Below are 13090 nucleotides of genomic sequence, written 5' to 3'. Positions count from 1 at the left end.
CCTGGGAATCCTGGAGGCCGCCCGCGATGCCGAGCCCCGTCACCGCCGACCCGTCCGTCCGCACCGAGGGCCCGCCCCCACCGGTGGCACCGCGGCCGACCCGCACCGAGCGCCTGGAGCGGCCGCTCCTCGCCGGCATCGCCGCCGTCGCGGCGTTCCTCTTCTGCTGGGGCATCTGGCACAGCGCCTACCACGCCTTCTACGCGAGCGCGGTCCGCAGCATGACCGACAGCCCGGCCGCCTTCCTCTACGGGGCCTTCGACCCGGCCGGCTCCATCACGCTGGACAAGCTGCCCGGCTTCCTGTGGCCGCAGGCGCTGTCGGCGCTGGTCCTCGGCTTCCACCCGTGGTCCCTGGTGATCCCGCAGGCCCTGGAGGGCGTGGCCTCCGTGGTCCTGCTGCACGTGCTGGTACGGCGCTGGGCCGGCGTCCCGGCCGGACTGCTGGCCGCCGCCTTCCTCACCCTCACCCCGGTGACCGTGGGCCTGGGCCGCTCGGTCACCGAGGACGCGCCGTTCGTGCTGCTGTTGCTGCTGGCCGCCGAGGCCACCTGGCGGGCCACCCTCCACGCCCGGACCCGCACCCTGGTCCTGGCCGGCGTCTGGGTCGGGGCGGCCTTCCAGTGCAAGATGCTGGAGGCCTGGGCGGTGCTGCCCGCGCTGGCCGTGACCTACCTGGTGGCCGCGCCCGCTCCGCTGCGCCGCCGGCTCCGGGACCTCGCCGTGTCCGGCGCGGTCATGCTGGCGGTGTCCCTGTCCTGGATGCTGGTGGCCGGCCTCACCCCGGCCGCGGCCCGCCCCTATCTCGACGGCACCACCGACAACTCCCCGTTCGCCCTGGTCGTCGGCTACAACTTCCTGACCCGCTTCCACGCGCTGGGCATCGACGCGGCCGGCACCGGGAGCATCGTCTCCGCCCGGGTCGCGGCGCACGGACACGGATCGGGGCACGCCGGGGTGACCCCGGGGATGGGGGACGGCCTCTGGAAGATGTTCGGCCCGGGGCTCGCCACCCAGACGGGCTGGCTGTATCCGCTGGCGGTTCTCGGGCTGGCCGCCGGGCTGGTGACGCTGTGGCGCCGCCGGGTGCCGCGCACCGACCCGGTGCTGGCGGGACATCTGCTGTGGGGCGTCTGGCTGGTGACGTTCTTCGTGGTCTTCAGCCTCGGCAGCGTCACCGGACACACCTACTACATGGGCGTGGTGGCGGTCGCCCTGTCCGCCCTGGCCGCCGTGGGCGTGACCCGGGTACGGCGCCGGGGCGTGCTGTGCGCGGCGCTGGCCGTCAACGTCGGCTGGTGCGCGGCCCTCACCCTGTACTACCCGCGCTTCTTCCCCTGGTCGGTGACGGTCGCGGTGGTCCTGTCGCTGCCGGCGCTGGTGCTGTTCGCCGTCGGCGGCTCCCGCCCGCGCCGGGCCGCGCTCGCCGTCGCCCTCGCCGCCGTCCTGGTCGTGCCCGCCGTCTGGTCCGCCTCCGCGGTCTCCCTGCGCTACAACCAGCCCGGCGGCTTCGGCCGGATCGGCCCGGGCAGCATCGCCACCCGCAACGCCGCCGCCGAACTGGACCCGGCCCAGCGGCGCGTCCTCGCCTACCTCGACGCGCACCGGGACGGCGCCCGCTATCTGGCCGCCGTGCCCCGCTGGCAGATGGCGGCGCCGTACATCCTCTCGGACAACGCGTCGGTGCTGCCGCTGGGCGGCTTCACCGCGCATGTGCCCTACCCCTCGGCCGCGGCCTTCCACCGTCTGATCGACACCGGCCGGCTCCGCTACGTCCTGCTCTCCTCCGCCGACCTCACCCACCGCGCGCGGGGCGCGAGGACTCCGGGCCGGGCGCTGGTGCGCTGGGCCGTCGGCCACTGCTCGCCGGTTCGCGTCGCGGTCTACACGCTGTACCGCTGCGGGCCGGGGCAGGGCCGCTGACCGCGCGAGGCCCCGGACCGGCGGTGCGGTCCGGGGCCTCGCGCGGAGCAGACCCGGCTGATGTGGCCAACTGCTGTTTCCAGCCGGCGGGTTCAGCAGACGGGTTCAGTCGATCGGGGAGAACACGAAGGAGAACTCGGCCGGTGCGGGATGCAGTTGGTACTCGGGCAGGACGCCCGGTCCGCAGGACTGCGAGCCGATGCCGTGCTGGCCGTGGTCGAGGTTGACCCACACGGTGTCCCCCGGGACGAGGTCCGTGAGGTGGGCGGCCGCGTCCAGCTGCTCGGTGGTCCAGCGGCGGGCCGTGAACCAGAACTCCGGGTCGCCCTCGATCCGCAGACCGCCGAGCTCGGCCCAGCGGACGTCCGCGCGGGCGCCGTTCTCCTGCGGGCGGACGTAGGGGGTCTGCAACGCGTCGACCGTCGACTCCCAGCGGCTCACCAGCGAGGCCGACGCCGTGTCCGGGTAGGCCTCCCCGGGGCCGCCGCCGAACCACCGCACCCGGTCGGCGGACGGCAGCCCGAACCGGATGCCGAGCCGGGGCAGCGGCACCGTCCAGTCGCCGTCGGGGGTGACGGAGACCGTGAGCCCCAGCCGGTCGCCGTCCGAGGTCCAGCGGTAGACCGTCGACAGGCCGAACTCCCAGGCGGCCGGGGCCACCCGGGTGCGCACGGTCAGCGCCGTGCCGTCCGTCTCCACCGCGTCCAGGCGGTGCCGCATACGGTGCAGCCCCAGCTTGCGCCACAGCGGCCCGTGGCGGACGTCGCTCTGCCAGGGGGCGCCGTCGTCGTTGTCGGTGGTGGCCCGCCACACGTCCAGGCGCAGTCCGCTCACCTCCACCGCACCGATGGAGGCGAGCGCGCCGCTGCGGGCGTCGAAGGAGGCCGGGCCCAGGGTGATCCGGCCTCCGCCGGACCCGGGGACCGCGGTCGCGGCCACGGAGGCCGGCCGCCGGGCCGAGACCGGGATCCGGCCCCAGGCGACGACATGACCCCGCGGCGCCCAGGCGGTGTCGGCCGCGAGCAGCGCCCGTACCGTCCAGCTCGTCTCGCCGCCGCCCGTCACGGCGGGCGGTTCCGGCAGCTTCACGTCCGTCGACCCACCGGGCGCCAGCGCCGGTACGGCCAGACGGCCCGACTCCACGGTCTCGCCGTCGGCCTCGAACGACCACTCGAAGGCCAGCGCCGACAGGTCCGCGAAATCCTGCTTGTTGGTGATCCGGACGGTGGAGCCGTCGCCCTCGACGCCGACCGGCTCGATCACCTTCTTGTACTCGACGAGACCGGGGGAGGGCCGCCGGTCGGGGAAGACCAGGCCGTCGCAGACGAAGTTCCCGTCGTGCAGCTCCTCGCCGAAGTCGCCGCCGTAGGCGAAACCGTGACGCTCGTCCCTGACGCCGTGGTCGATCCACTCCCAGACGAAGCCGCCCTGGACGCGGTCGTACGACTCGAAGATCCGCTGGTAGTCGGCGAGCCCGCCGGGGCCGTTGCCCATGGCGTGCCCGTACTCGCACAGCAGGAAGGGGAGCCGGCGGCGCCCGTGGGTGCCGCCGTCCAGACCCCGGCCGATCCGCTGGACCTCGGCGTGGTCGGCGTACATCCGGGAGTAGACGTCCGTGTCACGGCAGTCGATGTCGCCCTCGTAGTGCACGAGGCGGGAGGTGTCCCGGCCGTGGATCCACTCGGCCATCGCGGTCAGCCCCCGCCCGGTGCCGGCCTCGTTGCCGAGCGACCAGATCACCACCGACGGGTGGTTCTTGTCCCGCTCGACCATCCGCGCGGCCCGGTCGAGCAGCGCCGGCGTCCAGCGGTCGTCGTCGACCGGGTTGTCCCGCCAGGCCTGCTCGGTGAAGCCGTGGGTCTCCAGGTCGCACTCGTCGATCACCCACAGGCCGTACTCGTCGCACAGGTCGAGGAAGGCCGGGTGCGGCGGATAGTGGGAGGTGCGCACGGCGTTGACGTTGTGCCGCTTCATCAGCAGCACGTCCTCGCGCATCGTGTCCAGGTCGAGCGCGCGCCCCCGCTCGGGGTGCCACTCGTGCCGGTTGACGCCCTTGAAGAGGACCGCCCGGCCGTTGACCTTGATCAGACCGTCGGCCAGCTCCACCGTCCGGAAGCCGATCCGCAGCGGCACCCGCTCGCCCTCGGTGGCCAGCACCCCGTCGTACAGCGTCGGCGTCTCGGCCGTCCACGCCGCCACCGGGACCGTCACCCGCTCGCCGGTGGCGACATCGATGTCCAGGGCGGGCACCGACACCCGCCCGTCGACGTCGGAGTCGACGCACAGGGTGCCCTCGCCGGTGGTGTGGTCGTAGGAGGCGTGCACGAAGAAGTCGAGGGCCGCGCCCGGCGGACGGTGCAGCAGCGTCACGTCCCGGAAGATGCCGGGCAGCCACCACTGGTCCTGGTCCTCCAGGTAGGAGCCGGCCGACCACTGGTGGACCCGGACGGCGAGCACGTTGCCGGCCGGCCTCAGCAGATGGCCGACCGCGAACTCGTGCGGCAGCCGGGAGCCCTTGAACTCGCCGATCTCCGTGCCGTTCAGCCAGACCCGCGCGCAGGACTCGACACCGTCGAAGCGCAGCACCGCCCAGCCCTCGGCCCAGTCCGCCGGCAGGTCGAAGACGCGCAGGTGGTCACCGGTGGGGTTCTCGGTCGGCACCCGCGGCGGGTCGACCGGGAACGGGTAGAGGTGGTTGGTGTAGATCGGCGCGCCGTGGCCCTGGAGCACCCAGTGGCCCGGGACCGAGACCTCCGCCCAGCCGCCGGCGTCGTACCCCGGCTCGGCGAACGCCTCGTCCCCGGCGTCCGCCGTCGGCGACAGCCTGAACCGCCAGCTGCCGTTCAGCGACAGCGACCTGGCGTCCGAGCGTGGGTACCAGGCGCGGGGCGGCAGCGCGCCCGAGCCCGGCGAGACGTCCTCGACGTAGTCGGTGGCGGAGGTGCGGAATGACATCGGTCTCCAGGTCGTGAGTGTGCGGCGTCAGCCCTTGATGCCGGTCTGCGCGATCCCCTGCACCAGCCAGCGCTGGAGGAAGAGGAAGACGAACACCAGGGGCAGGATGGAGATGGCGGTGGCCAGGAAGATCGTGTGGAAGACGACCGTCTGGTTGGTCATGTACGACGAGAGCACGACCTGGACGGTCCACGCCCCCGGGTCCTGGCCGATGACCAGCGGCCACAGGAAGGCGTTCCAGGCGCTGATGAAGGTGATGGTGGCGATCGCCGCGAAGAAGTTCAGCGAGTTCGGCACCACCACGCGCCAGTACGAGCCCCAGTAGCCGAGCCCGTCCACGCGCGCCGCCTCCTCCAGCTCCTTGGGGAACCCCAGGAAGTACTGCCGGAACAGGAAGCAGGTGAAACCACTGAACAGGCCCGGAATGATCAGGCCGCGGTAGGTGTCCACCCAGCCGAGCGAGGAGACCAGCACGAAGCTGGGCACGAACGTCACCGAGGTCGGCACCATCAGGGTGCCCAGCACGAGGTAGAAGACCTTGTTGGCGTGCCGGTAGGGGATGCGGGCCAGGGCGTAGCCGGCCAGGGAGCAGACCAGCAGGATGCCGGCGGTCATGGAGACGCCGACGACCAGCGAGTTCCACATCGACCGGGCGAAGTCGACCTGCGGGTCGTCGAACAGTTCCTTGATGTTGCCCCACTCCAGGTGGGTGGGGAAGAACTGCCAGCTCGGCCCGGTGATGGCGGCGTCCGTGGTGAGCGAGTTGCGCACCAGGACGTAGAACGGGACGAGGAAGAGCAGGGTGGCGACACCGGTGGCGATCCACAGACCGGTGTTGCCCATCACCCCGCCGCCGCGCCGGACCTTCGAGGGCGCGGACTTGTGTGTGCCGGGCGTGGTGGTGGTCACTTGGACTCCTCCCCCCTTCCGAAGCCCATGATCTTGCCCTGGAACAGGGTGACGATGATGATCAGCATGGTCAGGATGACGGCGCCCGCGCTGCCGGCGCCGTAGTCCTGCGAGGTGCCCAGGGCGGTGGAGTACAGCTCGACCAGCGGCGGCCGGCCCCAGGTGGTCTTGTCCAGCAGGTTGTAGAACTCGTCGAAGGCCTGGTAGGCGGCGATGAGCAGGAGCAGCACCACCGCGGTCGAGGTGGCCCGCAGCTGGGGCAGGGTGATGTACCGGAAGGTCTGCCAGCCCCGCTTGGCGCCGTCGATGGCGGCGGCCTCGTACAGCTCGCCCGGGATGTTCTGGAGGGCCGCCAGGAACAGGATCATGTAGAAGCCGGACTGGAGCCACAGCCGCAGCGTCACGATGACGAGCCAGTACCAGGGCGGGCTGGGCGAGGCCAGCCAGGCGACGCTGTCGACGCCGAACCAGCCGAGGACCGTGTTCAGCAGGCCGAAGCGGACCCCGCTGAAGAGGGACATCTTCCAGATCAGCGACGCGGCGACATAGCTGCACGCGGTCGGCAGGAAGAACACCGAGCGGAAGAACGCCCGCATGAACCGGATGCGCTCGACCAGCAGGGCGAGGCCCAGCGACACCGCCCAGGTGGTCGGCACGATGAACGCGGCGAACACGGTGAAGGTGACGAGCGACCCCGTGAACTTGGGGTCCGTCAGCATGTACGTGTAGTTGTCGAGGCCGATGAACTTGTCCGGCGTGACGGTGAAGCGCGCGTCGAAGAAGCTGAGGTAGACACTCCAGCCGATCGGCACGTAGACGAAGACGATCAGCCCGATCAGGAAGGGGCTGACGAAGAGCCAGAAGTTGAAGGCGCGGCTGCCCCGCAGACCCCGCCGCGGCTTGGCCGGACCGGCCTTCGCCTGGGCGGGGTGCGCGAGGTCGCGCGTCGTGGTCGTCGACATGGTTCCGGTCCGTCCGGCTTATCCGAAGAGCTTCTTCAGTTCGCGGTTGACGGTCGTGTCGCACTGGTCGAGCGCCTTCTCCGGGTCACCGGACTTGCGGACGCAGTTGGACAGGACGTCCCACGACGCCTGGATCATCGCCTGGGTCCAGCCGATGTTGTCGAAGTGGCCGAACTCGTTGAAGAGCTTCACGCCCTCGGCGGGCAGACCCGACTTGAGCTTGCTTGCGGACGCGGCGATCGAGGAGCGCGGCGGGATGTGGAAGCCGTACGAGGTCGCGAAGTCCTCCTGGTCCTTCTTCTGGTCGATCCACAGCCACTTGACGTACTCCTTGGCCGCGTCGACGTTGTCGCCCTTGGCGTTGACGAACATCGACCAGCCGCCGTTGTAGACGGACTGCTTGCCGGAGTCGATCGTCTTCGGGAAGGGGAAGACCCCGAGGTCGTCGCCGAGCACCTTCTGGAACTGCGGCATCGCCCACATGCCGCAGAACTGGATGGCACACAGGCCCTGGTTGAGCGAGGACGCGTCCCAGTAGTCGGTCGGGGCGCCGAGCAGCAGGTCGCCGCTGGTGAACAGCTTGCGCATCTTCTTCAGGCCCTGGACCACGCCGTCCGTGTGGTACGCGATCTGGTTGTTGTCGTCGAGGGTGTCGGCGCCCGCGGACCAGATCAGCGGGTTGATGATCGCGTGCAGGTCGTTGCCGAGGAAGAGGCCCTTCGTCTTGCTGGTGGTCAGCTTGGCGGCGGCCTCGATCAGTTCGTCGAGCGTCTCCGGGACCTTCACCCCGGCCTTCTCGAAGAGCGAGGGCCGGTAGAAGAAGAACTGCGGGTCGTCGATCATCCGGATGCCGTAGATCTTGCCGTCGACCGTGTGCGACTTGATGTCGGCCGGGTTGAAGTCGTCCTTCACCGGGTCGATGAGGTCGCTCAGGTCCGCGACCTGGCCGCTCTTCACCAGCTGGATCTGCGGGTGGAACTCGAACACGTCGGGCGCGGACTTGGTGAGCAGCGTGGCGAAGAGCTTGCTCTCGTAGTCGGAGCTGGTGATCCACTGGGTGGTCACGTTCGCGTTCTTGTAGTCGGCGGCGTATCCCTTGAGCGCCTGCTCCACGCCGGCCTCGCCGTACGCGTGGAACATCTGGGTGAGCTGCTTGCCCGCCCCGGAGCCGCCGCCCCGCCCGTTGTTGCCGCCGCACGCGGCCAGCGTGCCGGCGGCGGCCATGCCCGCGGCCGCCCGGAAGATGGAACGGCGGGACCAGTTGTTGTTGCTCAGTGCCGACATGCTGACGTCCTTGTCTGTCGAGAGCGGCTGCGGCTCGCGGCCGGGTGAGGCCCTGAAAACCTCGGGAACCAGATGGCTGAAATTGCGCTGCGGAGCGGGACGTTAACCTTCGGCTAATACTTCGGCAAGAGGTTGGACGAAGTCTGCGCGAAACGTTGTACCCGGTTCGGAATGACGAACAGGCTCTGAAGTGGAGCTAGTTGAGGGCCGCCGGGTCAGGGAGTGGCCGGCGGCCCTCGGTCCGTGGTGGAGCGGTGGCCGTTACTGCCTGGTCCAGGCCTCGTTGGCACCGCCGTTGCAGCTGTAGAGGATCACCCTGCTGCCGTCGGCGGTGGCCTGCCCGCTCACGTCGAGGCACTTGCCGGACGCCTCGCTGAGGATCTGGCCGTTGGCGTTCAGGAGCCAGCGCCCGCTCGCGTCGCCGGTGGGGTCGGCGGTGGTCGTGAGGGCCGAACCCGAGGCCGTCAGATAGCCGTTCGCGCCCTTCAGGGTGCCGTCGGCGGCATACGACCACGACTGGTCCGCCGCGCCCGTGCAGGTGGCGATGGCGGCCCCGGCGGCGCCCGCCGTCAGGCACTTGCCGGACTGCCTGCCCGCCAGCGCGCCGGTCACGGCCGAACTGCCGTGTCCCTTGCGGTCGAAGACGTACGTCGTGACGGAGCGGGCGGCGAGGGTCGCCGAGACCGTGCCCGAACTCACCGACGGTTTCGCGACCCTGGCCCAGTCCTCGGTGGCCGACGTGCGCACGGCCTGCGTGGCGCGCACCGGTGTCCCGCTGTTGAAGTGCAGACTCAGCGCCGTGTCCGTGGTGTTGTGGTTGTTGACCACCACGACCCACTTGCCCTTGCGGTCGTACGCCGACACCTCGACGCCGTCCGGTGCCCCGGTCACGTTGTGCGCGACCGAGCCCGGGGTGACGAACCTGCTGTACTGGCCGAGCGCGTAGTAGCGCTTGGTGAAGTACAGCGTCTGGTTGCCGTTCGTCGCGTAGTCGGGGTCGTAGTAGATCAGGCCGTCGTTCCAGCCCTCGTCGTTCCTGGCGGCCGGGTCGCTGCCGTAGCCGCTGGCCAGGGCCACCCACCACTGGAAGGCCGAGTCGTGGGCGCTCGCGAAGTCCTTGTAGATGATCCTGGACATCAGCAGGGCGTTGTCGATGGACGGGTCGTACTCCTGGTTCCAGCCCGTCGACCCCTTGCCGAAGCAGCAGATCTCGGTGGCCCAGGACTTCTTCCCGACCGCCCTGGACGTCTCGTAGACGTTGGCCAGCTGGCCGTCGCCCGGGTTGTTGTACGTGTGGTGCGCCAGCGCGGAGACGTACTGCGCGGTGTCCGGCTGCGAGATCCACTGCGGCAGCTCGGAGACGAACTGGGTGGTCTGGCTGGACTCGTCGGCGATGACCGACGTCTTCTGGTGCCGGGCCCGCTGCTCCGCGCCGAGCGCCCGCACGATGTCGTCGCGCTGGTCGACGGTGACCTTCATGCCCTCCTGGCCGCACGAACCGAAGTCGCTGTCCGGCTCGTTGAAGGGGCTGATGTAGTCCAGCCGCACGCCCTTGCGGGCGAAGTGGTCGGTGACGTCGGCGACGTACCCGGCGAAGTCGCCCTCGTTCTCCGCCTTCAGCTGGCCTCCGCAGCTCTGCCCGTTGGTGGTCCACCGGGCGGGCGCGCTGTTGACGAAGCCGATCAGGTCCTCGACGCCGTACTTCGCGGCGTACCGGAGGAAGGTCTGCCCGCCCTTGTCTCGGCTCCAGTCGTAGGAGCCGTCGGGGTTCAGGAAGTCCTCGGCGGCCCGGGCCGGGGTGGTGACTCCCGCTCCGCCCCCGCCGATGTTGTAGCGGTACGAACTCAGGTTCAGGCCCTGCTCGGAGAAGAGCAGCCTCGCCACCCGGGCCTGGACCTCGGGGGCGAAGTGCTGCAGGTCGTTGACCCACCACGCGCCCGAGGCGCCGATGTCGTCGATGGTCTGGGCGGCGTGCGGGGAAACCTCGGCGGCGCCGGCGGTGTCGGCGGCGTTCGCGGGCGGCGAGCCGAGCAGGGCCCCGGTCACGGCCAGCGCGGCCGCGGTCGTGGTGAGGACCGATCTCCTGGTGCGGGTCAAAACGGCATCCCTTCCGTCGTCATGAAGGCGGTGCGGTACGGCTCCGTGCGGGGGTGGTGCGTTTGGGGGTCCTCTGGCCCACCGACTGGAGGGCGCCCTCCAGCGCGAAGGTGGCCGCGCCCAGGCAGACCGGGTCGGTCGGGACGGGGGAGAGGACGATCTCGGTGGCGGCGAACGGCCGCCTGAGCGCGTGCCGGCGGACGGCCTCGCGCACCTCGTCGAGCAGCGGCGCGCCCAGCTTCCTGGCCACCCAGCTGCTGAGCACGACCACCTCGGGGTTGAACAGGTTCACCAGGTCCGAGATGCCCGCGCCCAGGTAACGGGCGGTGTCGCGGACGACCTTGACGGCCACCGGATCGCCCGCGCCCACCCCGCGGGCCAGGGCGTCGACGGTCGCCGTCTGGTCCTCCGGGTGCAACAGCGTGGAACGCGGGCTGAGTTCGCGCAGGTTGAGCATGATGCCGGGGGCGCCGACATAGGTCTCCACGCAGCCGTGGTTGCCGCAGTGGCACAGCCGCCCGTCCAGCACCAGCGTGGTGTGACCCCACTCGCCGGCGCTGTTGCTCACGCCCCGGTACAGCCCGCCGGCCAGGACCAGTCCGGCCCCGACCCCGGTGCCGAGGTTCACCACCACGGCGTCCTCGCGCCCGCGCGCCGCCCCGAACCACAGCTCGGCCACCGCGCTCGCCCGCAGCGGGTTGTCCAGGTAGAGCGGGTAGGCGATGTGCTCGGCGAGCAGGTCGAGCAACGGCACGTCGTGCCAGTCCCAGTTGGGCGCGTACTCGGCGATCCCGGTGTCCCGGTCGACCTGTCCCGGCACGCTCACCCCGACGCCGAGCACCCGGGCGCCCTCGACACCGGCCTGGGCGACCACCGAGCCGACGGCCGTGGCCACATGGGCGACCGCCTGCTCGGGGCGGCTCTCGCCGGGGCGCAGGTCCTCCACCGCCCGGGCCAGCACGTTCAGTCCGAGGTCGAACAGCTCGACGCGGACGTACGTCTCGGCCATGTCGACGCCGATCAGGGCGCCGCCCGACGCGTTGACCGCCACCAGCCCCCGGGGCCGGCCGCCCGCGGAGTCCTCGAAGCCGACCTCGGTGATCATCCGCAGGTCCAGCAGCTCGCCGACCAGGGTGGCGACCGTGGCCACGCTCAGTCCGGTGGCGGCCGCCAGCTCCTGCCGGGAGGTGGGCGACTCGGCGATGATCTGGCGCAGCACCTCGTAGCGGTTCGCGGTGCGGATGTCACGCGATGTGCGCTTCACGCGGCTGCCCCTCCCATCCCGACACGACCGGGCCGGGACGTACGACGGCACCGGCGCGGCGCCAGGCTATGGGCTTGGCGGGACTTTCGACAAGGGGTTAGGAAAGGGGCCGTAGAAACTCTTCGCACAGGCGGCCCGCACCGGGGCCGATCCGGCCGGTCGGCCAACACGCGGAAACGGCCCGCCGGTTGTCACCGACGGGCCGTCACACAGCTTTCTAAGGCATTCTGTTCCACTCGGTGATCACGGGCCGGCCGTGCTCCAGGGACAGCCGGCTGACCGTACCGGTCGCCAGCTGGAACAACCGTCCCTCGGCGGGCGGCAGCCCGAGCCGGCGGGCCGTCAGCACACGCAGGAAGTGCGCGTGGGCCACCAGCACCACATCGCCGTCGTCCCGTGCCAGCGCCGCGTCCACCCGGGCGAGCACCCGGTCCGCCCGCTCTCCGACCTCCCGCGGCGACTCACCGGGGTGGCCCTGCGGGCCCGGCGGGACGCCGTCGGTCCACAGGTACCAGTCGGGGCGGGTGCGGTGGATATCCACCGTGGTGATGCCCTCGTAGCCGCCGTAGTCCCATTCGTGCAGGTCGGGCTCGGGAACGACCCCGGAAAGACCGGCCAGTTCGGCCGTCCGGGCGGCCCGGTCCAGCGGGCTGGCCAGGGCCAGTGCGTAGGTCCGGCCGGTGAGCAGCGGGGCGAGCGACTTGGCCTGTTCCTCGCCGTGCCCGGTCAGGGGCAGATCGGTCCAGCTGGTGTGCCGGCCCGACCTGCTCCACTCCGTCTCACCGTGGCGGACCAGGAGAAGGTCCCCCACGGCGCACTACTCCTTGGACTCGACGGCGTGGCCGCCGAACTGGTTGCGCAGCGCCGCGATCATCTTCATCTGCGGCGAGTCGTCCTGACGGGAGGCGAACCGGGCGAAGAGCGAGGCGGTGATCGCCGGCAGCGGCACCGCGTTGTCGATGGCGGCCTCGACCGTCCAGCGGCCCTCACCGGAGTCCTGCGCGAAGCCCTTGAGCCGGTCCAGGTGCTCGTCGTCGTCCAGCGCGTTGACCGCGAGGTCGAGCAGCCAGGAACGGATGACCGTGCCCTCCTGCCAGGACCGGAACACCTCGCGGACGTTGTCCACCGACTTGACCTTCTCCAGCAGCTCCCAGCCCTCGGCGTAGGCCTGCATCATCGCGTACTCGATGCCGTTGTGGACCATCTTGGAGAAGTGCCCCGCGCCCACCTTGCCGGCGTGCACGTAGCCGTACGGGCCCTCCGGCTTGAGCGCCTCGAAGATCGGCTGGAGCCGCTCCACGTGCTGCTTGTCGCCGCCGACCATCAGGGCGTAGCCGTTCTCCAGGCCCCACACACCGCCGGAGACACCGGCGTCGACGAAGCCGATGCCCTTGATCGCCAGTTCGGCGGCGTGCTTCTCGTCGTCCGTCCAGCGGGAGTTGCCGCCGTCGACCACCGTGTCGCCCTCGGACAGCAGGTCCTTGAGCTCGTCGACGACGGACTGGGTGGCGTGGCCCGCCGGGACCATCACCCACACCACGCGCGGGGCGTCGAGCTTCTCGACCAGTTCTTCGAGGCTCTTGACGTCGGAGACGTCGGGGTTGCGGTCGTAGCCGATGACGGTGTGCCCCGCGCGGCGGATCCGCTCGCGCATGTTGCCGCCCATCTTGCCGAGACCGATCAGTCCGAGCTGCATG

The 13090-nt window shown here is 70.9% G+C and carries 9 protein-coding genes; 1 reads left to right on the top strand and 8 read right to left on the bottom strand.

Annotation, left to right across the window (positions count from 1 at the left end; all coding sequences use genetic code 11):
* The first annotated feature begins 26 nt into the window (after positions 1–26).
* Positions 27–1922 carry an ArnT family glycosyltransferase gene (locus ACZ619_RS02285; RefSeq protein WP_469593080.1) on the top strand — a complete coding sequence of 632 codons (1896 nt, stop codon included), beginning with the start codon at positions 27–29 and terminating at the stop codon, positions 1920–1922.
* A gap of 105 nt (positions 1923–2027) precedes the next feature.
* Here ACZ619_RS02285 and ACZ619_RS02280 read toward each other — a convergent pair whose 3' ends face one another.
* The 8 genes from ACZ619_RS02280 to gnd all read right to left on the bottom strand — a co-directional run bounded on the left by ACZ619_RS02280 (position 2028) and on the right by gnd (position 13089).
* Complete coding sequence (locus tag ACZ619_RS02280) at positions 2028–4877, bottom strand: glycoside hydrolase family 2 TIM barrel-domain containing protein (protein ID WP_469593078.1); 2850 nt, start codon at positions 4875–4877, stop codon at positions 2028–2030.
* 27 nt (positions 4878–4904) lie between these two features.
* Entirely contained in the window at positions 4905–5786 is an 882-nt protein-coding gene (locus ACZ619_RS02275; RefSeq protein ID WP_469593076.1) for a carbohydrate ABC transporter permease, read from the bottom strand.
* Positions 5783–6748, bottom strand: coding sequence for a carbohydrate ABC transporter permease (locus ACZ619_RS02270; protein WP_469593074.1), 966 nt, complete (start codon positions 6746–6748; stop codon positions 5783–5785). Before ACZ619_RS02270 ends, ACZ619_RS02275 begins: the two co-directional genes overlap by 4 nt.
* 18 nt (positions 6749–6766) lie before the next feature.
* Entirely contained in the window at positions 6767–8032 is a 1266-nt protein-coding gene (locus ACZ619_RS02265) for an ABC transporter substrate-binding protein (RefSeq protein ID WP_469593072.1), read from the bottom strand.
* Positions 8033–8293: 261 nt separating this feature from the next.
* Positions 8294–10129 (bottom strand): glycoside hydrolase, encoded by a 1836-nt coding sequence (locus tag ACZ619_RS02260; RefSeq protein ID WP_469593071.1) that lies wholly within the window; start codon positions 10127–10129, stop codon positions 8294–8296.
* Between the two features lie 19 nt (positions 10130–10148).
* Positions 10149–11393 carry an ROK family transcriptional regulator gene (locus ACZ619_RS02255; RefSeq protein WP_469593069.1) on the bottom strand — a complete coding sequence of 415 codons (1245 nt, stop codon included), beginning with the start codon at positions 11391–11393 and terminating at the stop codon, positions 10149–10151.
* 217 nt (positions 11394–11610) lie between these two features.
* A complete protein-coding gene (locus ACZ619_RS02250; protein ID WP_469593067.1) occupies positions 11611–12204 on the bottom strand; it encodes a histidine phosphatase family protein in 594 nt (197 codons plus the stop codon).
* Between the two features lie 6 nt (positions 12205–12210).
* Positions 12211–13089: a phosphogluconate dehydrogenase (NAD(+)-dependent, decarboxylating) gene (gene gnd / locus ACZ619_RS02245; RefSeq protein ID WP_469593274.1), complete on the bottom strand. Its 879-nt coding sequence runs from the start codon at positions 13087–13089 to the stop codon at positions 12211–12213.
* Position 13090: the final 1 nt, after the last annotated feature.

It is taken from the genome of Streptomyces sp. NPDC104367 (genome assembly GCF_055583825.1).
This window is presented reverse-complemented; position numbering and strand designations above follow the sequence as displayed.